Source organism: Paraburkholderia sp. RL17-381-BIF-C (assembly GCF_046026435.1).
Taxonomy (GTDB): domain Bacteria; phylum Pseudomonadota; class Gammaproteobacteria; order Burkholderiales; family Burkholderiaceae; genus Paraburkholderia.
On record NZ_JARESX010000062.1, the window covers coordinates 1 to 25,205 of the forward strand.

General features: G+C 59.0%; 23 protein-coding genes and 2 pseudogenes. 8 read left to right on the top strand and 17 right to left on the bottom strand.

Going from position 1 to position 25,205, the window contains the following annotated elements; translation table 11 throughout:
- The 4 genes from P0D70_RS28115 to P0D70_RS28130 all read right to left on the bottom strand — a co-directional run.
- The coding region (locus tag P0D70_RS28115; protein ID WP_408186859.1) for a (2Fe-2S)-binding protein at positions 1 to 228 on the bottom strand (228 nt) is incomplete at its 3' end.
- A 347-nt stretch (positions 229 to 575) separates the two neighbouring features.
- Complete coding sequence (locus P0D70_RS28120) at positions 576 to 1,781, bottom strand: MFS transporter (protein ID WP_408186860.1); 1,206 nt, start codon at positions 1,779 to 1,781, stop codon at positions 576 to 578.
- Positions 1,782 to 2,145: 364 nt separating this feature from the next.
- A complete protein-coding gene (locus P0D70_RS28125; RefSeq protein ID WP_408186861.1) occupies positions 2,146 to 2,907 on the bottom strand; it encodes an SDR family oxidoreductase in 762 nt (253 codons plus the stop codon).
- A gap of 37 nt (positions 2,908 to 2,944) precedes the next feature.
- Positions 2,945 to 3,745 carry an SDR family NAD(P)-dependent oxidoreductase gene (locus tag P0D70_RS28130; RefSeq protein WP_408186862.1) on the bottom strand — a complete coding sequence of 267 codons (801 nt, stop codon included), beginning with the start codon at positions 3,743 to 3,745 and terminating at the stop codon, positions 2,945 to 2,947.
- Between the two features lie 314 nt (positions 3,746 to 4,059).
- Here P0D70_RS28130 and P0D70_RS28135 point away from each other — a divergent pair.
- Together P0D70_RS28135 and P0D70_RS28140 are read left to right on the top strand one after the other, a co-directional pair.
- Positions 4,060 to 4,344 (top strand): annotated as a pseudogene (locus tag P0D70_RS28135) (catalase); the annotation flags it as partial.
- 1,280 nt (positions 4,345 to 5,624) lie between these two features.
- Entirely contained in the window at positions 5,625 to 5,948 is a 324-nt protein-coding gene (locus P0D70_RS28140) for a helix-turn-helix transcriptional regulator (RefSeq protein ID WP_408186863.1), read from the top strand.
- 91 nt (positions 5,949 to 6,039) lie between these two features.
- Here P0D70_RS28140 and P0D70_RS28145 read toward each other — a convergent pair whose 3' ends face one another.
- Positions 6,040 to 6,576 (bottom strand): MarR family winged helix-turn-helix transcriptional regulator, encoded by a 537-nt coding sequence (locus P0D70_RS28145; protein ID WP_408186864.1) that lies wholly within the window; start codon positions 6,574 to 6,576, stop codon positions 6,040 to 6,042.
- Between the two features lie 98 nt (positions 6,577 to 6,674).
- On the opposite strand from P0D70_RS28145, the gene P0D70_RS28150 reads away from it, so the two are divergent.
- Complete coding sequence (locus tag P0D70_RS28150; RefSeq protein ID WP_408186865.1) at positions 6,675 to 7,565, top strand: LysR family transcriptional regulator; 891 nt, start codon at positions 6,675 to 6,677, stop codon at positions 7,563 to 7,565.
- A 21-nt stretch (positions 7,566 to 7,586) separates the two neighbouring features.
- Here P0D70_RS28150 and P0D70_RS28155 read toward each other — a convergent pair whose 3' ends face one another.
- Positions 7,587 to 7,865, bottom strand: coding sequence for a DUF4148 domain-containing protein (locus tag P0D70_RS28155; RefSeq protein ID WP_408186866.1), 279 nt, complete (start codon positions 7,863 to 7,865; stop codon positions 7,587 to 7,589).
- Between the two features lie 436 nt (positions 7,866 to 8,301).
- On the opposite strand from P0D70_RS28155, the gene P0D70_RS28160 reads away from it, so the two are divergent.
- Together P0D70_RS28160 and P0D70_RS28165 are read left to right on the top strand one after the other, a co-directional pair.
- On the top strand, positions 8,302 to 9,651 hold the full coding sequence (locus tag P0D70_RS28160; RefSeq protein ID WP_408186867.1) for an LLM class flavin-dependent oxidoreductase: 1,350 nt from the start codon (positions 8,302 to 8,304) through the stop codon (positions 9,649 to 9,651).
- A 90-nt stretch (positions 9,652 to 9,741) separates the two neighbouring features.
- The gene (locus P0D70_RS28165) at positions 9,742 to 10,248 is read left to right on the top strand and encodes a flavin reductase family protein (protein WP_408186868.1); all 507 of its coding nucleotides are present in this window, start codon (positions 9,742 to 9,744) and stop codon (positions 10,246 to 10,248) included.
- An 85-nt stretch (positions 10,249 to 10,333) separates the two neighbouring features.
- On the opposite strand, the gene P0D70_RS28170 is transcribed toward P0D70_RS28165, so the two are convergent.
- From P0D70_RS28170 to P0D70_RS28205, 8 genes are all read right to left on the bottom strand, one after another.
- On the bottom strand, positions 10,334 to 10,804 hold the full coding sequence (locus tag P0D70_RS28170; RefSeq protein WP_408186869.1) for a VOC family protein: 471 nt from the start codon (positions 10,802 to 10,804) through the stop codon (positions 10,334 to 10,336).
- Positions 10,801 to 12,057, bottom strand: coding sequence for an MFS transporter (locus tag P0D70_RS28175; protein ID WP_408186870.1), 1,257 nt, complete (start codon positions 12,055 to 12,057; stop codon positions 10,801 to 10,803). The genes P0D70_RS28170 and P0D70_RS28175 overlap by 4 nt, the downstream gene beginning before the upstream one ends.
- A 274-nt stretch (positions 12,058 to 12,331) precedes the next feature.
- Positions 12,332 to 12,967: a YitT family protein gene (locus P0D70_RS28180; RefSeq protein WP_408186871.1), complete on the bottom strand. Its 636-nt coding sequence runs from the start codon at positions 12,965 to 12,967 to the stop codon at positions 12,332 to 12,334.
- Between the two features lie 297 nt (positions 12,968 to 13,264).
- Positions 13,265 to 13,618 (bottom strand): BON domain-containing protein, encoded by a 354-nt coding sequence (locus P0D70_RS28185; protein WP_408186872.1) that lies wholly within the window; start codon positions 13,616 to 13,618, stop codon positions 13,265 to 13,267.
- A 102-nt stretch (positions 13,619 to 13,720) separates the two neighbouring features.
- Positions 13,721 to 14,800: a porin gene (locus tag P0D70_RS28190; RefSeq protein WP_408186873.1), complete on the bottom strand. Its 1,080-nt coding sequence runs from the start codon at positions 14,798 to 14,800 to the stop codon at positions 13,721 to 13,723.
- A 121-nt stretch (positions 14,801 to 14,921) separates the two neighbouring features.
- Entirely contained in the window at positions 14,922 to 15,974 is a 1,053-nt protein-coding gene (locus P0D70_RS28195; protein WP_408186874.1) for a fumarylacetoacetate hydrolase family protein, read from the bottom strand.
- A gap of 540 nt (positions 15,975 to 16,514) precedes the next feature.
- Entirely contained in the window at positions 16,515 to 17,534 is a 1,020-nt protein-coding gene (locus P0D70_RS28200) for an alpha/beta hydrolase (protein ID WP_408186892.1), read from the bottom strand.
- A 51-nt stretch (positions 17,535 to 17,585) separates the two neighbouring features.
- Entirely contained in the window at positions 17,586 to 17,954 is a 369-nt protein-coding gene (locus P0D70_RS28205) for a BON domain-containing protein (RefSeq protein ID WP_408186875.1), read from the bottom strand.
- Positions 17,955 to 18,348: 394 nt separating this feature from the next.
- Here P0D70_RS28205 and P0D70_RS28210 point away from each other — a divergent pair, with 394 nt between their 5' ends.
- From P0D70_RS28210 to P0D70_RS28220, 3 genes are all read left to right on the top strand, one after another.
- Entirely contained in the window at positions 18,349 to 19,788 is a 1,440-nt protein-coding gene (locus P0D70_RS28210; protein WP_408186893.1) for a catalase, read from the top strand.
- Between the two features lie 86 nt (positions 19,789 to 19,874).
- Positions 19,875 to 21,239, top strand: coding sequence for an FAD-dependent oxidoreductase (locus tag P0D70_RS28215; RefSeq protein ID WP_408186876.1), 1,365 nt, complete (start codon positions 19,875 to 19,877; stop codon positions 21,237 to 21,239).
- Positions 21,240 to 21,244: 5 nt separating this feature from the next.
- Entirely contained in the window at positions 21,245 to 22,939 is a 1,695-nt protein-coding gene (locus P0D70_RS28220; protein WP_408186877.1) for an FAD-dependent oxidoreductase, read from the top strand.
- Positions 22,940 to 23,160: 221 nt separating this feature from the next.
- On the opposite strand, the pseudogene P0D70_RS28225 reads toward P0D70_RS28220, so the two are convergent.
- The 3 genes and pseudogenes from P0D70_RS28225 to P0D70_RS28235 form a co-directional block, all read right to left on the bottom strand.
- Positions 23,161 to 23,274 (bottom strand): annotated as a pseudogene (locus P0D70_RS28225) (zinc-binding alcohol dehydrogenase family protein); the annotation flags it as partial.
- Between the two features lie 160 nt (positions 23,275 to 23,434).
- On the bottom strand, positions 23,435 to 24,154 hold the full coding sequence (locus P0D70_RS28230) for a hypothetical protein (RefSeq protein ID WP_408186878.1): 720 nt from the start codon (positions 24,152 to 24,154) through the stop codon (positions 23,435 to 23,437).
- Positions 24,151 to 25,197, bottom strand: coding sequence for an alcohol dehydrogenase (locus P0D70_RS28235; protein WP_408186879.1), 1,047 nt, complete (start codon positions 25,195 to 25,197; stop codon positions 24,151 to 24,153). Before P0D70_RS28235 ends, P0D70_RS28230 begins: the two co-directional genes overlap by 4 nt.
- Between the last annotated feature and the right edge of the window lie 8 nt (positions 25,198 to 25,205).

Genomic DNA, 25,205 nt, shown 5'->3' on the forward strand with positions numbered 1-25,205 from the left:
TACCGCTTCGATCGTGGTGATCTTGCGGTCGCCGACGGCCGCTGCCGGCAACACGCACGAGCGCACCGCCACGCCGTCGAGATGCACGGTGCAGGCGCCGCATTGCGCGATGCCGCAACCGAACTTCGTGCCGGTCAGGCCGACCAGATCGCGCAAGACCCACAGTAGCGGCATGTCGGGTGGCGCGTCGACGGTATGCGTCTGGCCGTTGATATTGAGCGTTGTCATTGAGCGGCTCCGGGTGGGGTTGTTGTTTTGTGAGTCTGTTTAGACCAAGACGTTAAATCAAAGGGCAGGATTGTTGCGTTTGTTCGAAAAGATGCAATAACACTAAAATTCCCGCAGTCGCGCGCCAGTCGGCCGGTTTGGCCACATCCGCGGCATGCTGGAAACATCTGGCAGAGTGTAATCGGTGAGAGAGAGCTCCGTCGCTTCAATGGCCGCTATTGCCGCGGGCCTCGGGGCCCTGCGTCGAAGAGGAACGCTTCGAACATGAAGCAATGCACCGAGAAACAATCCGTGACGATGAATACAGAGGCATCGCACGGGTGTAGTCGCGTCCTGAATCGATGGCTTCATGATCGAAGCGAGCTACGACAAGTTCCCAGTTTCGCCTTCGCCGCAACGGACGCTCGCGAAATGGTAAGGCTAGCGGTAGCCAGCGCGAGAAAAAGTAGCGAACTGGCGATCACTCCAGTGAAACCAAGCGCCGGATAGATCCATGCTGCGACAGCCGAACCGAGGGCAATCCCACAGAACACAAACGACGCAGTCAATGCCAACGATACGCCACGTAAGTGCGGCACGAGTTCCACGATGCGTCGTTGCTGCGAAGGCCACAGCAGATCGGTCGCGAACGCCCACGCCGTCAGCGCGACGAACAGCCATTGCACGCTCGGCGATGCAAACCAGAGAAAGACGAGGTCCGCCGCAAGCAGCGCGAGGCCGGCTAGCAGCATCGTTTCCGAGCCATAGCGTCGTGCAGCGCGCGTCACGAACAGATTGCCCCCGACGCCTGCCACGCCCAGCACAACAAGCGATGTCGACACCGTTCCAGGCCCCGCATGAAAGACGTCACGGATGATGGGCGCAATGAACGAATACGTCGAATAAACGCCTGCCGCAATGAAGAACACTACGAGGAACGCGGTGAGGGTGTCGACGCGCGTCAAAAGCGAGACGACCGTCGCGAGCCTGACGTGCTCGCCTTCGCTGGAGTCGGGTACCACCCACGCGATGAGTGCTGCGGTCGCCGCGCCCGCCACTCCGACCGCCAGGAACAGCGCTCGCGCACCCCATGCGTGAGCGACCCACGCGGACAGCGGCATGCCAACAAGGCCTGCGACGCTCAGTCCGAGCAGGACGGCAGCGATCGCGCTGCCTTGGTGCTCTCGCTCAACCAGGCTCGAACCCAACGCGCCGAGCACGGGGCCGATAAAACCCGCGCCGAGCCCCATGAGCACGCGCGAAAGCAGGAGCACGCGATAGTCCGGCGCGGCGGCGAACAACAACGCCGAAGCGCTGAAGAGTGCCAAGCCGATCAACACTTGGCGACGCCGGCGCAAGTGTCCGAAGCCCACTTGCAGCAGCGGCGCGGCAAAAGCGAACGTGACGCCGAACACCGAAATCAAATAGGCACTTTGCGAATCGGCGAGCCCCCATTGACGCGAGATCGAATCGAGACTCCCGACGACGGACAGAGCACCCGTTGCTTGCACAAAATACGCAAGGCTGAGCGCCCGGAGCGCGCGCGTGGTCGGCGCGGAAAATGATGTGGTCATGAGTGTTCCAAGATTGAGGCGCACGGCATCAAACGCCGAGCGGGTACCGGACGACATTCGCCGCGACGAAGAGCACGACCGCAGCAACGATCAGCCAGTCCGGCGTTTGACGCACCGGACGCACTCAGCGGTTCAGCACCGGCGTAGAGCTGCCTGCGTTCGCGACGCCGGTGTGTGGACTCGAAACCGCATCCTTCATCGTGGCGACGATCTTCTCGCCGCTCAGCTGCATCGTGGCTCGCCAACAGGAAGAGGCCGATAACGAGCGCACGCTTGACCGCGCGCAACTCGTCGAGCGTCGACATTGCGCGGTTCGCTGTGATGTTCGGCTCATCGCAACCCTAATTTCGAGGGCGCGCGAGCGTCAGGCGACGGGGATCGGGTTGTCCCGCAGCGAGAGATTGAACTGGTCGACGTACGCGTGCTCGTTCGGTCCAGCGTTGTCGCGCAGCGGCTGCGCGACGCTGACGACCACCTCTGTCGTCGCCGTGGCGAGCTTGTCCATTGTCTCAGCGATGAACGCAGCCAGCGGCATCGCTCGCGGGTCGCCGCTCTTGTGGACAAGATCCGTATCGACCCACGGCGGCGCGATTTCGAGTACCCGCACGCTGGTGTCACGCAGCATGAAACGTTGCGACATCGAGTACGAATGCAGCGCGGCCTTCGTCGCCGAGTAGAGCGCAGTGGTAGCGAGCGGCACGTAGGCCAGCACGGAACTGTTGTTGATGATGTACGACTCCGGCTGTTGCTTCAGATGCTCGACAAGTGCCGCGCTCAGCCGAACAGGTCCGAGCAGGTTCGTGTTGATCAGATGAACAGCTTGCGCGTCGTCGAGTACGCCGCCAGCATCGTCGAACGGCATGATGCCCGCGTTGTTGATGACAACGTTGAGCTTCGGATATTTCGCGATGAGCTGTTGCGCGACCTGCTGGATCTGTGCGCCATCGGCGATATCGAGCTCAATTGTGTCGATGCCCGGATTCGCACTTGCAACCTCGTCCAGCAACGCCTTGCGGCGCCCAGCGACGATGACCTTGTTCCCGCGGCTGTGAAATGCTTCGGCGAGCGAACGGCCAATGCCCGAGGTTCCGCCCGTGATAAAGACTGTGTTGTTTGTGAGTTTCATTATTACTGCTCCTTTGACGATGAAATGCGAATGGTGCTTAGCGCGATGCCGCATAACGCGGCGCCGGCGTGTTGGTCGACAACAGGTTTGACATCGCCCGCCGGGCGTCTGCAAAGGCCTCCCACCTGGCCACGTCTTGCAGTGACGGGATCGTCACGAGTTCGCCGCGATCGAACCCGACCAGTGCGGCATCGACCATGTTCCCGGCGGACATCACGATCGACTTGTCGAGGCTTTCGAGCGGAAGGCCGCCTGTCTGCCAGAAATCGGTGGCCGTCGCGCCAGGCAATACGGCCTGCACCTGCATGCCCTTACCGGCCAGTTCGTGATGCAGCGACTGGGTGAAGGCGAGCACGAATGCCTTGCTACCGCCATACACGCCATTGAGCATTTCCGGTGCGAGCGCAACGATCGACGAGATGTTGATGACGGCGCCCTTGCCACGGGAAAGAAGGCCCGGCACGGCAGCGTAGGTGAGGCGCATCAAGGCCGTCACGTTAAGGTCGATCATGCGTGACATCGCGTCGACGTCGCTATCTACGAGTGGAGTGTGCGTGCCGATGCCTGCGTTGTTAACCAGCAGAGTGATGCTCGCGTCCTGCCTCAGCTTGGCTTCGACACTCGCCAGTGCAACTCCGTCGCCGAGGTCAGCGTCGAGAATCTCGACGTGTCGCCGGGTGTCGGTCGTGATGCTGCTGGCAAGCGTCATGAGCCGTTCACGGTTGCGTGCAACGAGCAAGAGGTCGTAGCCCCGACGCGCGAGACGGTCGGCATACACCGCGCCGATTCCCGACGAGGCGCCCGTGATCAACGCCGTACCCAGATGTGTTTGCGTCATGCTTTCGCTCCGGTTCAGAAGATGGTATGCGCGAATTGTGGAGCAAACAGCATGCGGTGCAAACGACGTAGAAGGTAGTGTTTTAGGACATTCTCTTTGAACCCGCAACGGATATGCTTCGCGCTGGATATCTGCTGAGCGCTGGATATCTGCTGAACGATGTTCTCACCGGTTCGCATCCTGCGTCTAAAGCCATACCGAGGTATAGGGTTCATGATCCGTTTAGGCACTCCTATACCAACTGCAAGACAGTTCCACACGACATAGCGCTCCTGAACATTTCCCCAGCGTGACCCACCCTCGCGCAATAGTGCATATTTCAGAGCGAAAAACTAACGACCGCGAGCGGCGCGCCCGTGCCAGCCAATCAGAATTCGATGACAGCGGGCAGTCGCAGCCCCGTCGTATTGCAAGACGTCTCGCTCATGGAAAAGCTCGCTCGCTTCGACCGCGACGTGTTTCTGGCGCGTCGCGTTCACGCGAAGGGGTCATGCGCCTTCGGCACGCTGAAAGTTACATATCACGTTTCGCGTTACACGAAGGCGAAGGTGTTCGCCCAGATCGGTAAGGACACGCCGCTTTTCATGCGCTTTGCGACGCCAACGCGCGGATGGTATCAATCGTCTCGGTATCGGTGACCCAGCGATGTTGCCCAGTACGGTTCGTCGGAGTTCGAGTTCGATGTGTTGGCCTCGCTGCCGGTGAAGAAGCGCTCGGATGATGTGGTCCGGCTTCGTAACCAAGCTTCTTGAGAACAGTACGCAAGATACGTCTCTTGATTTCGAAGGTACTGGCCGGTGATTCCAACGCCGGGACAGGTCCATTCCGAAGCTTATGAGTTCGTCGCGAGCGGCGTTCCTGAGTGAATCTACCGGCTGTTCGCGCAGCGCGTCGAGTTCGCCGGTGCGCTGGGCTTGAGTTGCTACCGCATCGTTCCAGAGGGGCTCCGGCTCGGCGGCAAACAACGGTTTTCGTGGTTATCCGGATCGATGGCGTCCAACGAGTCGCGAATGGTGTTCTGGGTGGGGTGCACATCGAACAGCTACGCCAGTTCGGCTTGCGCCCGCTCACCCTCGACCGCCCCCATCCCCACATTCGCTCTGAACGCGGCCGGGTGAGTCCGCCGGGCTCTCTTCGCCATCTGCCTGGTCCCTTTGTCGATCTTATCGCCGGCTCAGCCCAGAACGTTCCTCTAATCCGGCTGTCCGAATTTGCGCGCCCATCTAGTTTTATACACCACCTCGATTTTGCTTCGCGCTACCTGGCAGCATTCGCTTGAAAGAACCGGACGCCCGACGCTTTAATTCCTGCTCTCCTCGGAGATTTCGACCACGCGTTGACTATGCCCGGCAGCTACACTCCGCGTTCCATGCAGGAAGCTGCGTGCGAAAGAAGCAGCCTTAGAGATTGTCGCTTCGCAGAGGGCGGGTACTTCGTTCCGTGATGCAAATGACCGGCGAAGACAGAGGGCACCGCAATCCCCGACGCCTAGCCACGGATCCGACCGTTTGACCGAGGCCGATCCCTTTCTTCCCGGTTATACCGAGTTTGCACGAGTCACTCGGCAACTCGTCTTTGATCTGGCGATCTGGCTCCAGATAGGGATCTCAAAGTGGATGCCGGCAGGTCGTAACGCGCCAGGTCGCCCCCCCTCGTCGCACATGCCAAAAGTCGCAAGAGTTGCTCATTACCCGGTCACCCGTTCTAACGAAAAGACCCTGCTGCAGGGTTTTCCATGCCTTGCGCCAACAAATGGCGGAGTTCTATACTCGTAACCGTCAGGCTCCTTACGAATTGAGAAGGAGGCCGTGACTACCTAAACGGGAGATAACCGGCGCCGCCGGATTCACGAGGGCGCAGGTGGGAAGGAGCAAATGTGATGAGCAATATGGAAGGCACTGCGCTGCGAAACGAGCAGTCGACAGCGCGTCCCGTTGGACTGAGCGATGACTGGATTCTCGCGGACACGCAAGCATTTTCGCCGCTCACTGCTCGCGAGCGCACCGTTTGTTTGGGCATCCTGACAGGCTATACGTCAGAGGCAATCGCGCTTAATTTGGGGATTTCGATCAACAGCGTGCTGACCTATCGGAAGCGCATTTACGAAAAGCTGCGTATCACGTCTCAGAACGAGCTATTCATGCTCACGTTCCGACACTTGATAACGCGAAGAAGCGTCGAAGTGCCATCGGGGAGTGCCTAAGCGGGCCAAGTGCGACACGCTGAGTCGCGGGCCGTGTGAGAAGCGTAACAACTGTCGCGAGTGCAATGACCTCTGGCGGCGGTCACCCGGCTTAGCGCACAGTTTCGCTAGTCGCTTCCGCGCGATCAGCCAGATGATTGAGCAAATCTGTCAACGTCGTGAGTTCACTGCCATCAATGCTTCCAAAAGCGTGAGACAGTCGCTGGCAATGATCGTCCATGATTCGCTTCAGACGTGCGCGTCCCTTCTTGCTAAGCCGGGCACGCAGATTACGCCGGTCGACAGAATCCTCCACACGCTCGACGAAGTCGTCTTTTACGAGACCATCAATGAGCCCGGAGACAGTGGCACGTGTCACCGATAATTGGCTGCCAAGTTGCGAAAAACTTACTGCTTCGTCGCCCGCCGCCCAGATCAACATCAACACGCCCATCTTGGCCGGCGTCAAGCCAGTGTCCGCGAGCCAAGCGGCGAACGCGTTGTCCATGCGTTGCGCCGTCCGACGCAATGCATAAATAGCATCGAAAATCACCACAGGCAAATCCGGATAGTTTTGGTGATAACGCGCCGTCCACGTCGGCGGTAGCGCATATTGCCCGTGCTTGATTAGTGGATCTTTCTTTGCCATGCGATGGAATTGAATCTCGGAACGTGGGTCGGGATCAGAATCAACACAAGCATACTATCTTTTGGATAGGTTCGACGCCGCCTCGGTTCAACACGACAATGATTAATCTTCTTCAGGCTATGAGCGTCTTCGATCGGGTCGCCCATACCGGCAGCTTCGCACAGGCAGCGTCGCAACTTAATCTGTCGACTTCGATCGTGACACGTCACGTGGCCAACCTCGAAGCGCACCTTGGCATCCGACTGCTCCAGCGCACGACCCGCACGGTGGTCCTCACCGAAGCGGGAGCGCAGTATGCCGTGGGATGTCGTTCCGTACTCGCCGAAATTGAAGACATCGAATCTTGCGCGACAATGACATCTCGAGAAGTAGCAGGCGACTTGAGAGTGGTAGCGTCGGGAAGCTTCTCGCTGTTTCAGCTTGCGCCGTTTTTTGCCGCGTACCAGACGCAATACCCGCGAGTCGTTCTGAACGTAACTCTGACCGAACAGCACGTTGACATGCTGGACGCCGGCTTCGATGTGGGAATCGTCGTTGACCGCATGGTCAGCTCCTCGTCGCTGGTCGCCAGGCGATTGGTTCGTGCGGCCAGAATTCCTGTCGCATCACCGCGCTATCTTGCAGACGCCGGTTCGCCGATTGTGCCAGCCGACCTTGTCCGGCATCGTCTCCTTTGTCCGCCCCAAGAGACGGGACTGCAGCATTGGACCTTCGCCAACGACACCGAAGAACGCGTGCCGTTCAATCCCTCTTTTACTGTCAACAATGCAATGATGCTCAAACAGGCGGCGCTCGCCGGGATGGGCGTGGCCGTTCTGCCGGTAAGTCTTGTCGCTAACGACCTGATGGCGGGCAACCTGATCCGCCTGCTACCAACATATCGCGTTGCTAATGGAGACGTCGAAATCGCTCTCGTCTACCCAAGTCGGCAGTTTGTCCCACAGAAAGTACGAAGTTTCATTGATCTCGCCGTGACTTACTTCGCCTGACGCCAGCAGCGAATCGCCAGGCTATTGCTGCGTCCGGCGGGCCAGCGTTTGCGGCGCGGTAAGAGAGCGCACGTCCGCGCCGCGCGCATGCGCCAACTGCGCGGACGGGTAGTTCGAATCGTTCATTGGCAACACGCCGGCCTTTTCCGCCGAAAGTAATTCCGCCTGGACCTCTGCACGGCTTAGCCCATTTTCCCGTATGACTGTCGCAGCGACCGGCTCTGAACCGGAACTGGTTTGTGCAAGGACCGTACCGCTGCATGAAAGCAGCCCGAGCCAGACGGCAATGTTTCTTTTCATGACAGATTTACTCAAGCCCTTACCGAATTGATTTCTTCCAAGTATAGGGCTTTGAGTTCAGCAAGTGGCCCCGTCTTTTGCAATGCATTGCGAACATTGTGGCAATAATCGCCTCCTCCCCGAAATTCGCATCTCCGCCGGCTGGCGGTTGGCATGCCGCGATACCGGCAATGGACGCGGGATGAGCACCCAGGTTCGACGAGATACAAGTCCCGGACAAAATCAATTCGAGGCCTGCGCCGCGTATAAATTTGCCTCTCGGGTCTTACTGGATCAGGGTTTTCCAGCGATTGCAACCACTATCGTGGTGACTATACTTAAATCGTTAGGCCCCATACCAATATCGCTCGCGCCCTGCACTTCGCGAGTTCGTATTCGCGAGAAGCTTCGTGATGCCCGGATACCCGGACCTTAACCGCCCCCCCTGGAATGGACGATGAATGCTCCAAAGCCAATGCCTCTGGCACTGCTGCTGACGACAACTGGTACCCACAGCGCCGGATGGCGTCATCCGGGCGTCCAGACTGACGCTGCGACCGACTTCAGCTATTTCAGGAGGATTGCGGAAAACGCGGAGCGGTCCCGCTACGACCTTCTGTTTATCGCAGATTCGCTCTATATGAGTCATGGCGAGCGCGGGGGAGCACGCCGATACCCGCGCCATCCTCATCTGGAATTCGAACCGCTGACCTTGCTCTCCGCACTGTCGGTCGTTACGCGAAATATCGGTTTGGCCGCCACGCTTTCGACAACCTATTCGGCGCCGTACACCACCGCCAGAACGTTTGCGTCGTTGGACCACCTGAGCGGCGGACGCGCTGGTTGGAATGTTGTTACGTCACAGTCGGATCTCGAGGCACGCAACTACGGACTGGACATTCACGCACAGCATGCGGACCGCTATGCCCGCGCCGCAGAATATGTCGATGTTGTAAGGCGTCTTTGGGATAGCTGGGAAGAAAGTGCTTTAATCGGCGACAAGGAAACGGGCGTTGCAGTGGACACCAGAAAGCTTCACACGTTAAACCACAGGGGCAAGTACTACGCCGTGCAAGGGCCACTCAATGCGCCGCGCCCACCTCAAGGACATCCCGTGATTATCCAGGCAGGATCGTCGGGCCCAGGACAGGACCTTGCAGCCGCCAGCGCCGACATCGTGTTTACCGCACAGGCGAATAAAAGCAATGCACAGCAGTTTTACAGATCGTTGAAAGGTCGTCTTGCGGCACGCGGACGTTCCCCGGACTCGCTGATTGTCATGCCGGGGGTCTACGCGGTAGTGGGTGAATCCGAAAAAGAAGCGCAGGAAAAATTTGCGGAACTGCAGTCACTCGTTCATCCTGAAGTGGGGCTTGAACTACTGGCGAAGCTGCTCGGGAAGGCAGATTTTGACAGCATTGATATCGACCAGCCGCTCCCTCCGATCGCCGACGTTAATACGTCCAAGAGTCGACTGGATATGATCCGCGCGATGGGACTCGACGAGAAGGTAACCGTTCGCGAAATCTATACGCGTCTTGCACCGGGGCGGGGCCACTACACGTTGGTTGGCTCCGCGCAACGGGTGGCCGAGACCCTGATGGACTGGCATCGTGACGATGCTGCTGATGGATTCATGCTGATACCGGGCGTCATGCCCCAGGCTCAAGACGATTTCGACCGCCTCGTCCTACCAATCCTTCGAGAACGCGGTGTCGCCCGACGCGAGTATCAGGGCACAACCCTGCGCGAGAACCTTGACCTCCCGAAACCCACCAATAGCTTCGTCGGCACCCCCGCCCAATGATACGGGGTCCTGGGAGACGGCGTACGTCGATGAACTCGCTTTGCTCACAGGACGCCCTTCGCATGCCACAGTCACCGATGGATACCCACCATGCAGCCAGCAATTGAAGACGAATTTCGCGACGCCATGAGGCGTCTCGCTGCCTCCGTGAATATTGTGACGTGTTATAGCCGTGGCCTGCGGTACGGCATGACAGCAACTGCGGTCACGTCGCTCTGTGCTGATCCACCAGCGTTGCTGGTGTGCGTGAATCGCACCAACATCTTTCATGCGGCGTTACGTAATGCGTCGAGCTTTTGCGTGAACATTCTGGGTACACAGCACCGGGACGTCTCGGCTGCGTTTGGCCGCAAGACCGTCCATCCAACCGAAAAATTTGCTGTCGGCAGGTGGGCAACCAACCCAACCGGACTACCTTACCTTACCGATTCGCAATCAAACTTATTTTGCACAGTCGCATCGGTCTTTTCGTACGGCACGCATGACATCTTCATCGGTACCTGTGACAGCATCGTCAACGCCGATGCGAGCGCGCCGGTCGCGCCGCTTCTCTATGCAAATGGACGTTACGCATCGGTTGCAGAGTTACCTTCGTGATAAACAAGAAAGCATTCGCCGCGCTAAGCCGCGAATGCCTCGAGCATGGTTCTGGAGTTATGCCCCGTGCAGCAGATACTTACAATCAGGACGATTTTTGAGATTCGTGGTCAGTACCGAGCCAATATGCGTCAGAAGAAACGCCTTCTCCGGGCGCATGCGTCTCCCGCGTATAAAACCGGATCCGTCGTTTGTCAGGATCTTCGACAATCAGCAACCATCCGACGATCCCCGTCAGCACGGGTGAATGCGGCACAGAAACGTCGGCAAAGTGCTGACGCCACGCTTCGAGTTCATCGCGTGTATCGACAGTCAGTGTGAGATGGTCCTGCCCCGCTTCGGCCGCCGCAGCCGTCGGCGACAACCTGATTTCGAGGTGGGTGCCGAGACCCTCGATTGCCAGAATGTACGCGAACAATTCCCCGTCGGGACGGCGATGGTCGAGTTCCCTCAGACGCTGCGCGCCGAGCGCGACCTCGTAAAATCGCAGGCTGCTTTCGAGATCGGAGACCGAAAATTTAAGGTGATGAATACCATCAATGGACGGACGCGTCATGGGAATTCCTTTTGGTTGAGGGCTGGATTAACGGCTACCTCGGCGGTGCGATTGGGACTCGCGTCCTTCGTGCCGCGTACCTGCAGTATGAGAAACAGGCCGGCGCTCGCCAGCAGCAGGAACACCGAACCGAGGATCGCGCCTTGATATGAACTTGTACGGTCGTGCACGATGGCGTAGCCAAGACCGCCCGCTGCCATGCCGGTATAGAAGAATGCGCCAAGCCAACCGTAGATAACACCGTAGTGGCGCAATCCGAAACAGGCCGCAATAAAGAACGACAGCAAGTCGAGCTCTGCGCCGATTGAGAAGCCAAGCAGTACCACGCCAAAGATCGCGCCCACGGTTTCGGGTCGGCCGAGCCAAATGGCTGCGCCGAGTGCAGCCAAAGTCAATACGCCCGCCGCAACACGCTTTGGGTGGCCCAAATCCAGCGTTCTTCCGATTACGACGCGACTGATGAGTACGGACCCCGCGAGCACCGAGAGTAACAACGCCGCGCGAGCGGGTGCGATCCCCTTTTCAATCACCAAAGACTGAGCTTGCGAAACGAAGCCTATCGTCGCTGCGCTGACGAAGAAAATCGCTATGCCGAGACACCAGAACGCTGTCGTGCGGGCCGCCTGACCGGCGCTCAGTCCTGTCTGCTCGGCAGCCAGTTCCGACGAATCTGACCGACGATTGCCGATGCAAAGCAGCGCGACGAATACACCTCCAAGAGTAAGCCAGCCCATCAGACGATAGCCGGATCGCCAGCCGCCGAGGGATAGGGTATGAAACAGCACTGCTGGCAGAATCATGCCAGCCGCCGCAATGCCAACCAACGCACAGGCCAGCGCTGCGCCCCGGCCGGCCACGAACCGAGCGGCGATCTGGCGAGTGTAGCTAATCGGTCCCGTCCCTGCACCGAACACATTGAGCAGTAGAATGAGAACGTAGAACTGGATGAGTTCGCCCGTCATGGTTGACAGACCAAGGTAGCAAAGCGCAACCGCCAGCGCAGATGCTGCAGCTATCCGGCGCACTCCATAGCGGTCAAGCAGCATGCCCACCAATGGCAGCACGGCCGCCGTCACCGGCAGCGCAACCAGCGACGCTGTTGACGCCGCTTTGCTCCAGCCGTACTGATGTTCGAGTGCGCGAAAGAAAAGGCTGGAGACCGGTGTATATGCGCCAATGCCGCAACCTAGTCCGATTGCAGCACCGGCAATGTCGCGCCATCCGTCACGCAGTTCGTTCTTGAAAGTAGTCATGGTCACACGATAAGTAACTGCCGCTCTCGATGCGAAGGCGTCGCGCGTCGGTTAGATGGATGGAAGCATTGGCTCGCACCGTTCCGAGGCCTGGATGGCATGCGTTACGCGAGTCGCTGCAACTTGCATGATTCGTCCAGCAAACTGGAACATTAAGCCCGAGTATCCCCCGGCGTCAGAGCGTTTCCAATCACACAATACTGTGACAGGGACGGCGATGCTGATAGTTCGATAGAAGCAACGTGGCCAATTGCACGCGGTTTACGGGAACTGCCTACGCTCCTGTATACCGACCCGGACGGTGGTTAAGCGCAATCACCATATTGAGGGCCACTGCGCCTGCGAGAGATGCCAGCAATACCACAGGCTTCACTAGGAATACGGATGCCAGCACAATGGAAATATCTACGGACATTTGCAGCTTGCCGGCACGAATCCCGTACTGCTCCTGCAGGAACAGTGCGACCACGTTGACCCCTCCCAGACTTGCCTGATGGCGAAAGAGTACGACGAAGCCCGTGCCCATGAGGACGCCCCCTAGTACCGCTGAATAGAAAAGGTTGAGCTTCTCGTACTGGACCAGGTATGGATGGGCCATCGAAAATCCGGAGACGAGCGCGGAAGCGATCAGAGACTTTCGTCTGAATCGCTTGCCCATTCGGCGTAGTGAGAAATAGCAGAACGGAAGATTGATGGTGAAAAAGACCGGCCCGAACGGGAAGCCGCTCAGATAGTGAATCAGAAAGGTCAGCCCCGCTGTGCCTCCGGTGAGCAGCCCCACCCTGCTGTACAGATTGATGCCTGTCGAGACGAGCAGCGCACCCACTATCAGAGCAAACGCGTCCTCGTACAGTCGATGCCGCAAAAGAGAAGCGGGCCGGGTGGAATGCGAGGGTTGAGCTGATGTCATCGGGAGCACGTCGGTGGCGAAAAGCCACGGCTATGGGCTGGACCAGCGATACGCGCGTCGTGGGATGCAAAACGCCTCAGTATCCAGCGATCACGCAAGGAGAATCACTTCATTTTCAACGGGAAACTGTGGTTTTAGAAGAAATCGACTGACTTTTCGTCAACGACCGGGGCAGCTCTTTCCGAAGTGCGCGCACGCTTCTGGTAGCGGTAGTCCCATCCCACATCAAGAACCGACGGGTGTGTGACTACACTTCTTCAACGCAGGCGCGCTCGAGCCAACAACGCCCTCCCCTCGCTATTGAATCGGTCGTAGCGTCAGCGCGTTCTTCAGCGATTTCACACCAACCACCGCGCTGGCGACCTGTGCAGCAAGATCGCTTTGGGATTGCTCTGGAACCGAGCCTTCCAGCATTACGCAGCCATCGCGTGCACGAACCGTAAGGTTCGCAATATTCAACCCCTTCGTTTTCGCAAGCGCGCGCCGTACATTGCGCTGTAACGTACGGTCCGCTGCTTTGACTGTCTTCGTGCGCATTACTACAGACGACGCAGTCGGGGTCGCGTCGCCAGCGACTTCTGCGTTTGCACTGAAGGACACAAAGACCATCAGTGCTCCGAGGAAAAGCCTGTTCTTACGGATATAGTTCATATTTCTTCCTACCCCAGAAAACGTGTAAGGTTGGCGCAGCGGGACCTCCCGGCGCAGCACAATGGGCGCCGTCCAGCCTTCGCCGAATCCGGCGCTGGAAGGTTAGAAGAACGTTCGCATGCCAATTCGCACTGCAGTCTCGTGACCGTTGCTCGACGCCGGTACGGTAAGAAAGGCTGCATGAGCGCCACCGCTGGCGTTCTGATAGGCCGCACTTACGTAGACATCGGTGCGCTTTGACAAGGAATAGTCAAGCACAGCGCTCGTATTGCGCCATATTGCGATGGACATTCTGGTGAAAGAGTAGCCGGCGCTGAAAGCTAGCGCGGGCGTGAACTGGTATACCTCGCTGACTTCGTAGGAGCGCATTGTCACCGAGGTGCCGGGTGCGTCGATTGTGGTATCGGTGAACAGCGCACGCGTGGACGACGGCCCGGCCGTTACGCTGGCAGCCAGTTCAATATTCTGCAGGTTATTCGCGACGAACAATCCCCGCGGAAACGATGGCCCAAGGGACGTGCCAATCTGTGCGGATGGGTTAAGCGGCATGTCATGTACGTTGTTATATGCCGCCGCAACGCTGAATATGCCACCCGTGTACCTTGCGCCTGCAGCAACCGCACGACCGTTGCTCGCGCTAGCGGGCTGGCCTCCGAAGGCATACAGCAAACCCAGACTCAACCCGCCAAACGGCTCTACCGCATACTTCACTGCATTATTGATGCGCAAGGAACCACCGAGGTGATCGTAGTCGCCAGGGTGGAAACCAAAGGCACCAATGCGCGAACCCATCGAGAACAACGTGATGTAATCCCAAACGAAGTCGTACTGACGTCCCATCGTCAACGCGCCCCATCCGGAATTGGCAAGACCGACAAACGCCTGCCGCCCGAATATCAGGCCGCTTTGAGAAAAAGCACCGGTATTTAGCGAGAATCCATTCTCCAAGGTGAAGATCACCCGGGTACCTCCCCCGATCTCCTCGCTTCCTCGAAAGCCAAAACGACTAGGCTGGATGATTCCGTCGTTAGCAACAACGTTGCTTTTCCCCCCGGCATTCGAAACGTAAGTTATGCCTGTATCAATCAGACCATACAGCGTAACTGAGCCTTGCGCCTCGGCGACTGTCGGCATGATGAGTAGCGCCGCGATCGGGAGTGCTGTCGAGAGGTAACTTTTCATGGGTGTCTCCAAACCAGAACTATTTTTTTTGTCGTATGTCGGCGAATCGGTGAGGCTGTCGGCGCCGTCAGGTTCCTTCAGACCCGACGTACGCGTACGAGAACAGCCACCGCGCAGCGACTTAGAGTTTTTTCGGCGGCGAAGTCACTTCTACTTCGAGAACGCCTACCTGCTCGATGGACGCTCTTATGCGATCACCTGGCTTGAGGAAGGCTCCGTACGAGACACCAGATCCGGCTGGTGCGCCGGTCAATACGACATCGCCGGGCTCGAGCGTGATGAACTGACTGATCAGACTGAGTTGCTCATCGATCCGGTACAACATCTCGTTGGTCGTGGCGTCCTGTCGAGGCTGTTCGTTCACCCACAATTGCAGACGCAAACGATGCGGATCCTTGATCAGGTGGGCTGGCCGAATAACTGGTCCGAAGGGGCACATCGTGTCCTGGCACTTGCCTCGCATCAGATCCACCTTGAGCGGAGAATCCGGCTGCTGTATCCAGTCGCGCGCGCTCATGTCGAGGCCCACTGCGTATCCCGCAATCGCCTGCATGGCTTCGTCGCGACTCGCGTCGCTTAAGCGCCTCCCGACGACAACAGCAAGCTCAATCTCCCAATCGAGCTGGCGCGTTCTGGCTGACAGCACAACGGTCTTGCCGGGACCCACCATAGTGGTCGTTGGCGGCTTGAAAAAGAACGGCAGCGGCTCCCAGCGAGCAACCGGCAATCCCATCTCGGCAAGATGACTCGCGTAATTCGCACCTACAGCAACAACCTTGTTCGGAAACTGTATTGCCACGCCGAGCGTGACCTCGTCCGCAGCCAGGCCGAGCGAGGCTAGCGCGGGCTCCTCCACGCAACGCTCCGCAATCTGCGCAAGGTGCTCTATATGTGTGAACCAGTCAGAAAAAAGCGCTTTGACCTCCAGCGCTGGCAGATCGATCCCGCGCTGCTTCAAGACGTCAAAAGGCCAGTATTGACCTTCGATTTCCAGTGCGGCCATCGGGTCAGGCTTCATGACCGTAGCAATACCAAAATTCATCGTGGGCTTCCAGTTGGTGAATAGACCCGTCTTCGCGTAACGGTTCGCCTGGTGCCCATTATGGGAATCAGCTTGATGTCCCGAAATCACATAAACATGTGACGTCGGCTCGAACGCCTCGCGGCCAAACATGAGGTATTCGTTAGAATCGCCGGTTGCATTATCTGCTGCCGACAGCTTCGAAATGCATTCTGTTAGCGTTTCTCACAGGCCACAGTTCTCGACCCGGCCCGTCCGATGTCGAATCGATAGGGTCCCGTCGAGTACTGAGGGGACGCACTTCTTGCTAGACGAAAGGGGGCCCGCCAGACACGTAGTTCGAGATGACGACCGCGAGGCCAGACGAAATTGACCATAACGGAAATACTTTCTCGGCCAACCCAGCTTCAGGAGCGACGTTTGCCAATCGAGACGGTGCGCCTTGAAGGTGGCCGCCCGGAAGCCGTGAGAGACGCCACTGGCAGATCCGTTCTGCATCGCAAAGCGGTCCGATGAACGGTCGCGCCGCCGTAGCCGACCTGCCCGGCAACGAGGAACGCGCTAGGCGTCGGTAAAGATACGTTGTGATTCGCCGCGGGCGATTGCGATAGTCGAACGCAGCTCAGGATAAGTATCGCTTCGTTATTTTCATCACGGCGGCCGCGCAATGCGGCCGCGGCTGCGCTCACGCATTTACTTCGCCAGACCGTAACGCAATGCATCAGTTGCCTGCCGGATGGCAGCGCGGGTCGCCGGCGAGTCCGCCAATGCATTGAGCATGACAAAGTCATGGATGGTGCCAACGTAACGAGTCGCCGTGACCCTCACTCCCGCCTCAATGAGCTTTTTGGCATAAGCTTCGCCTTCGTCCCGAAGCACGTCGTTTTCATCCGTGATCACGAGCGCCGGCGGCAGTCCCTTAAGGCTCTCAATCGTTGCGCGAAGCGGCGAGGCCGTAACATTCTTCCGGTCCTCTACGTTCGGAGCGTAGGCGTTCCAGAACCATTCCATGGCAGGCTTGGTGAGCCACGGCCCGTTCGCAAACTCCTGATACGAACCGTCGTCAAAATCCGCATCCGTGACCGGATAAAACAGCACCTGATATCGAAGAGCCGGACCATGTCGCTGCTTCGCGAGCAGCGTCACCGCTGCGGTCATATTGCCGCCCACACTGTCGCCCGCCACTGCCATCCGCGACGGATCAACGCCTAATTCCCGTCCATGTTTAGCGACATATTCGGTCGCTGCATAAGCCTGCTCGACAGGAACCGGATATTTCGCTTCAGGTGAGCGGTCGTATTCGACGAACACAACAGCGACGTGGGCGCCGTTCGCAATCTCACGAATCAGCCGGTCATGTGTGTCGGCATCGCCCAAGACCCAACCGCCTCCGTGAAAGTACATGACGACGGGCAGCGGCCCTCCGGCATGTTCCGGCTTGACGATTCGAACCTTCACCGATCCTGTTGGCCCTACAGGCAAAGTGCGGTTCTCGATCCTGGCCGGAAGCTTTGCCGTCGGCCTGGACTGCACCTCCGCCAACAGGTTGCGCGCATCTCCCGGCGCGAGGGTGTAGATCGGGGGCCCTGACTGCGCCGCGAGCGCGTCGATGAAGCCTTGTGTTGTCGGTTCCAGAACAGGCGCCGCCCCAACCGACGTAGCGAACGCTGCACTCGCCATTGCCAAACAGACAGTAACCCGCGGCGTGATCATTTTCATTTTTTCTCCTCGTTGAACTGAACTGCGCGCCATCAGCCGTTCAAATTAGTGACCGGCGTACCCCGGAGTCAGATTATTTTTGACAGATGAGACGCCATCAACACCTTGGGCCACAGCCTCTGCGAGGACGATCTGCTGGTCATCGGGAACCGTACCGGCAAGCGTGACAGCCCCCTTGCGCGCGAGTACAGACAGGTTCGATACGTCAAGACCTTGAGTGTGTGTCAGCGCTACGCGAACCTTTTTTGCCAGCGCGCGGTTTGCGGCGCGTTCAGCTTTGCGCTCGGGACTGGCGAATCCAGACTTCGATGCGTGATCTTCGACCGGTGGCGAATAAGTAGAAACAGAAGCATGGGCCGCGACGCCGAAAGCGACATAGCTGATGCACAAGACAGATGCGATCGTCCTCTTCATTACAGACTCCATTGGGTTGTTGTTGCGAGAATGGTGGTAGGGGCCACTTTCAGAAAGAACCATTTTTCGCGCTCAATCATAGTCAGCTTATGTGCCGGCTTATATGACTTTTCTGCTAAAACACTTTCAAGGCTCCCCACGACGTACAGGGCGGCGGGCGCCGCGCTTCTTAACCAATACCAAGGCATAGGGTTCAAGACCTCTTTGGTCATTGCAATACCAACTGAGGCACGGTTTCTCGCGTTATGGCGATTGTGTACATTTCCGTGAGCGAGATTCGACACTAGCGTTTCGATATCGGAGCGACCGGGCATTAACCCGATCTGTTACCGCAAACGGCGGACTCTGGATCGACAGTCCAGTGCAATCAATAGAGCAACGAGGAGTAGCCAGAATGTCCGAGCAATATTTAACGAGCGCCAGCGGTGCACCGGTGGCAGACAACCAGAACTCGATGACGGCCGGCAGCCGTGGACCCGTCGTATTGCAAGACGTCTGGTTGCTGGAGAAACTGGCGCATTTCGACCGCGAAGTCATCCCTGAGCGGCGCGTCCATGCAAAAGGATCGGGCGCGTTCGGCACCCTCACGGTGACACACGACATTTCCCGCTTCACGAAGGCAGAGGTATTCGCCGAACCCGGAAAGGAGACACCGGTTTTCATGCGTTTTTCGACGGTAGCAGGCGAACGCGGCGCAGCTGATGCGGAGCGCGACGTGCGAGGTTTCGCGATCAGGTTTTATACCGACGAGGGAAATTGGGACGTCGTCGGCAACAATACGCCTGTGTTCTTCATTCGCGATCCTTTGAAGTTTCCGGACTTCATCCACACACAGAAACGCGACCCTTATACAAATCTGCGCAACAACATCGCAGCCTGGGATTTCTGGTCGCGTCATCCGGAGTCGCTGCATCAGGTAACAATCCTGATGAGCGACCGGGGTATTCCGAAGAACTACCGGCAGATGCACGGCTTCGGCTCGCATACTTTCTCGTTCATCAACGCGGCAAGCGAGCGCTTCTACGTGAAGTTCCACTTCAGGTCGATGCAGGGGATCGAGAACTACACCGACGACGAAGCCGCCCAAGTGGTCGCCGAAGACCGCGAGAGCGCGCAGCGCGATCTCGTGACGAACATCGAAGAGAGGAACTTCCCGCGCTGGAAACTCCAGATTCAGGTCATGCCTGAAAACGAAACGGTCACCTGCCGGTATAACCCGTTCGACATCACGAAGGTCTGGCCGCACGCCGACTACCCGTTAATCGACGTGGGCATGATCGAGTTGAACCGTAATGCGCAAAACTACTTTGCCGATGTCGAACAGGCGGCATTCACACCGGCCAATGTCGTGCCGGGCATTGGCTTCTCACCGGACCGCCTCCTGCAAGGCAGACTTTTTTCCTATGGCGACACACAGCGCTATCGTCTCGGCGTCAATCACCACCAGATTCCTGTGAACGCTTCGCGAGCGGCGGCGCTGCACCCGTTCCATCGCGACGGTGTTATGCGCGTCGACGGCAATCTGGGAGACGAGGTGAACTACGAGCCGAACCGCTTCGGCGACTTCACGCAAGACCTGAGCGTCGCCGAGCCGCCGCTCGAGGCGGGTCCCGTCGATCGCTACGACCATCGGGAGGATACGGATTACTACAGTCAGCCGGCACGGCTGTTCCGCCTTTTCGATGAGGGCGAGCGGTCGCGCCTGTTCGGCAACATTGCTCGCGCCCTCCACGGCGTTCCGCAGCAGATCGTCGAGCGAACTCTCACGCATTTTGAACGCATCGATCCGGCATACGCTAGTGGCGTTCGCGCCGCCATTTCCAGGCGCGAATAGCAACTGAGCCGTCCATACGGTGATGAACGCGCAAGCCGGGCTCAGCGCCGTGCCGCGATTGTTCTTATCATGAATCGGAGAATTGAATGAATAAAGTCCAGCATTACGACTATCTGTTTCTCGGCGGCGGCAAGGGTGGCAAGTCGCTCGCCATGGATCTGGCCCGAGCGGGAAAGCGCGTCGCGGTGATCGAGCGAGGGATGATCGGTGGATCATGTATAAACGTGGCTTGCATTCCTAGCAAGACCCTCATCCAGATCGCGCGCAACCACCACGCACGAAGTCTGGTCGACAAGGAGCCCGTATCGAAGACGGACATGGCCCAAGTGAGCGCCAGTGTCAAAGCCGTTGTGGACGGAATGGTCGATCTGAATCGCCGTGCGTTTCAGGACTCGGGACTACACCTCGTAACAGGCACGGGGCGCTTCGTCGGTTTGCGCAAGATTCTGGTCCAGACCGCCGACGGCAGCGAACAGCTGTTCGAAGGCGAGCGCGTCTATATCAACACTGGCACGTTCGCTACGATCCCTGATGTTCCGGGCCTTCGTGAGCTTCAGCCCCTCACCCATGTCGAAGCACTGAGACTGCCGGAACTGCCCTCGCACCTGATCGTGCTCGGCGGTGGCTACATCGGACTGGAGATGGCGCAGGCCTTCAGACGCCTTGGCAGCGATGTCACGGTGATCAACGACGGGCCGCGCCTCGTGACGCGCGAAGACGAAGACGTCAGCGTGGAAATCCTGCGAGCCTTCCAAGACGACGGAATCAACGTGAATCTCGATGTACGGCCTGTCGAAGCTCACGGCCGAAGCGGTGACACCGTGCGCATCAGGCTCAGTGACGAAAGCATGGTGGAAGGAACTCATGTACTCGTCGCCGCCGGCAGGACGCCGGCTACCCACATCCTGGACCTGCATCTTGCAGGTGTGGAATGCGATGAACACGGTTTCATCAAGGTCGACGACCGGCTAGCCACGACGGCGGAACGAACGTGGGCCATTGGCGAAGTCGCCGGCACGCCGATGTTCACCCACGCGTCTTTTGACGACTATCGTGTTCTCAAAGCCGGCATCGAAGGACACTCGCGAAGCGTCAGGTCGCGCACGATTCCCTATGCACTATTCATCGACCCCGAGCTTGGGCGCATCGGCATGAACGAATCGCAGGCCAGGGCGCGCGGCCTGCCTCATCGAGTCGCAAAACTGCCGATGGCGGCCGTGCCGCGTGCCCGCACCAACCGTGCGACGCGCGGGTTCATGAAGGCACTTGTGGATCCGGATTCCGGGCAGATTCTCGGCTTCACCATGCTAGGCTCGGGCGCGGGAGAGGTCACCACGGCTGTCCAGATGGCAATGCTCGGCGGCTTGCCTTATACGGCTTTGCGTGATGCGATCATCGCTCACCCGCTGATGTCCGAGGGACTGAACCTTCTGTTTGCAACCCTAAAGTAAATCCCATGAGCCGTCCTTCAGACACGGATGACCCGACCGGCAAGTCATCGTCGCAGCTGAGCCCCGAATCGGACGTACACACCTCGCGCCGTCAACAGAAGTACCCGGTGCTGACCGAAGCGGAAATTGCCCGGATTTCGCGATTCGGCGAAGTTTGCCATTGGCCCGATGGCAGTCGTATCTTCAAGGTCGCCGATCCGGGCTTTGGGATGTACGTGGTGTTGTCCGGCAGGATCAAGGTGACCCGTCGCGATGCGTTCGACCGGCAACTCGTGATCAACGAACAGGGCGTCGGCCATTTCGTGTCGGAAGTCGGGCAGATCTCGAGCGGCCGCTGCCTCGTTGACGGCGACGCAGCGGGCGACGTACACGCTATTCATGTGCCGCCGGAACGGCTGCGCGCGCTTCTGATCGCGGAAGCGGAGCTCGGCGAGCGGATCTTGCGCGCGCTGATCCTGCGGCGAGTGGGACTGATCGAAGGCGGCAGCGGGCTCATCCTGGTGACCAGGGCCAACAACGCGAGGCTCAATTCCTTGCAGAGTTTCCTCGCACGCAACAACGTTCCGCACACGGTGGTGAGCACGGCCTCCGACGGTGACATGGCGAAGTACGTCGGCCAATGGGCCGCTGACGATTCAGACTATCCCCTGGTCCTGAGCCCGAACGGCATCATCTTGCGCGCGCCGAGCGAATCCGAACTAGCCGCCGCACTCGGCTGGCTCCCCGAGTTCGTTGCCGGCGAGGTGTTCGACGTCGCGGTGGTAGGCGCCGGCCCCGCAGGTCTCGCGACGGCAGTTTATGCCGCCTCCGAAGGACTGCGCGTCGCTGTCCTCGATCATCGCGCGCCGGGAGGGCAGGCTGGGGCCAGTGCCCGCATCGAGAATTTTTTCGGCTTCCCAACGGGAATTTCCGGGTACGCACTGACTGCTCGCGCCTTCGTTCAGGCCCAGAAGTTCGGTGCACGCATGGCAATACCCGCAGAAGTCGAGTCGCTCGACTGCGCGGCATCACCGCTCCGGCTGAGGCTTCGAGGCGGGGCCGAGATCAGCACGCGCACTGTGGTCATCGCATCTGGCGCGGCATACAGGAAGCCAGACATCCAGGGTTTGGAGCGATTCGAAGGCAAAGGCGCGTATTACTGGGTGTCGCCAGTGGAAGCCAAGGCATGCGCAGGCAAAGACATCCTTCTGATCGGAGCCGGCAATTCAGCGGGTCAGGCGGCCGTCTATCTCGCCTCGCACGCGCGACGCGTCAGCATGCTCGTTCGCGGACGAGACCTGAAGTCCAGCATGTCTCAATATCTGGTCGAGCACATCGCGTCTCTCGGCAATGTCGACGTTCAATACAATACGCAGATCACTGCGTTGCACGGGGCGGAGAACCTCGAGTCCGCGGAAATCGTACACGATGGGCAATGCGCGGTTTTCCCGACCGAGCATGTATTCCTGTTTATCGGCGCATCGCCCAACACCGCATGGCTGTCCGGATGCGGTGTGCTGGTGGAACGCAGCGGCTTCGTTCTTACCGGGCCGGCGGCCTCGGCGCACGCGGCTGAACACGAGACAAGCGTACCGGCCGTATTCTGCGCCGGCGACGTTCGATTCGGCTCAACCAAGCGCGTGGCGGCAGCGGTCGGCGATGGCGCCGCTGTTGTCTCACAGATCCATCAGCATCTGGGTCGGTTAAGCATGCAAGCCTAGGCATACACGCCTACGCGCCGCACTCTTTCCCTGTTTCAATATCGGCGCAAAAGCGTGCGCTACGTTTGGGCAGCGCACGCTTTTTTCTGGAGCGTCCATGAGCGCACGCACAGTAGGCTGATGTCAGAAGTCTTCGAGAACGATATTCCCCAAGGCCCCGTTGCTTTCGATCGGCGTGTGCGCCTTCTGCAGATTGTCCGCGCCGATCGTGCCCATATGCTGCCCAGGCGGGCGAACAGCAGTTCCCACGCTGTGATACAGGTGAGCGGCAACGCCGCCGCTTCGGCAGCGGAAACCGACATGTGCCGGTGGCCCGCGATACGCTCGTCGTCCAACCCATAGGTAAACAAGCGGCAGGGCGCTGTTGCTTGCCAAGACGGCGATGCGCATAGCGCAGACCGGATACATCGGCATAACGCGTCTCAGCTTGGATGAAGCGATTGCAGTCACCGTTGGTTTCGTCCGGAGGCGCGCGCAGCGCCTCGTTTTTCAACCTTAGCTCAGGGTGATGTCATGCAGGTCGATGGACACGACGAGCGGCTCGGGCAAGGACTTTCCGTCAGGCGTTCGAGGATAAATGCGCCGCTTCGTGGGAAACCGGATTCCGGAGACGGTCGCATAGTCGGTAACGTAGTGCGCACCAGGCGTGTTGCCCGCGATCTCGACGTCGTAGTCGAGACGGCGAACCAGGTTGTCGTGCCCCACGTAAATAGCCTGGGCCTTGCTGAACACTTCCAGTTCGTCCGGGTAATCGATGCGTATTTTATGCCACTCCTCGCCCTGTTCGCTCCACACGCCCTCTTCTTCGCACTCCACGCCATCCCATGCGAGGACAAACGGAGTGTTGAGGTAGGTCCACATCGCGCAGCCCGCGAAGAATGCAAGTTGCAGCGCTTCCCACGGTGTCTCAAGCGTGTGGCCGTCAAACGAGGCACGCGGATTGTCGTGAGCTGCCACAACGCCGCCGCTTGTGTCCCGAAGAGCGATACGGCCGCCGGTGAATTCGCTGCGCGCCGCAAGCGCTCCAAACGGCGCGTGCGACGCCCATTGGCGGTCCGTGGCCACCGTAACCGTCGTCCGATCCAATGTGCCGGCGTGGCCCTTCAGCCCCCACAGCGCCCCGCCCTGTACGAGATCGGCGCGGACCGTGTGAAACTTGCGCCACTGTTCGAGGCCACCATGTGCCTCGATGATGGATTGCGCAATGACGTTCATGCTTGAACTCCAGTTTTATCGACATTCATCAATAGCACCGCACGAAAACGCACATCAGCGCGCATCATGCGATCGTAGGCAGCCTGTGCCTGTTCGAGTGGAAAGGTTTCAATCAGCGGGCGAATGTTTTGTAATTGGGCGAAGGCGAGCGTTTGCTCGTTATCGGTCACCGTACCGGTCAATGCGCCCACCACGGTACGCCCGCCGAATACGAGGTCGACGGCATTAAGCGCAATCGACTCGCCGGGGACAGCGACCACCACCAGCCGGCCTCGTGGCGCCAACCCGCGGACGGTTTCGGCCATGCCGGCACCAGTCGGCGCGGTGCCGAGCACCACCTTGGCGCCACCGAGTTGCTTCAGGGCCGCAGCAACGTCCTCGACTTTCGCGTCGACGTAGCGATGCGCGCCAAGTTGCGACGCCAGTTCGGCCTTGTCAGCGCCCCGCGCGATAGCGACGGTGTAAAAACCCATCTTGCGTGCGAACTGCACAGCGAGATGTCCAAGGCCGCCGAGTCCGTGGATCGCCACTACGTCACCAGCTCTCGCACCGGCATTGCGCAGCGCATTGAAGGTGGTGAGCCCGGCACACAGCAACGGAGCAGCCTCGGCTGCGCTCAGGTCGTCGGGCACACGGACCAGACCGCGCGCTTCGGCGAGCATGATTTCCGCATATCCGCCGTCGGTGGTCATCCCGGTAATGACCGGGTTCTGGCAGTTCACGATGTCGCCTTGCCGGCACGACGGGCAGGTGCGATCTTCGCCGGCAAGAAAGCCAACACCGACCCGTTGGCCTATGTTCCAGCCCTCGACGCCTTCGCCCAATGCCTCGATGCGGCCGACCACTTCGTGACCGGGCACGCGAGGGCGGGCGCCTTCGGCTGCCTCGCGCTCGACCGTGGCGCTATCGGAATGGCACACGCCGCAGGCTTCGACACGGATTCGGACTTGGCCACGAGCCGGTTGCTGAATCGGCCGCTCAACGAGTTGCAACTGGCCGGGCGCTTTGACGACTACAGCTCGATACGTTGATGGGAAGGTCATGTCTTGTT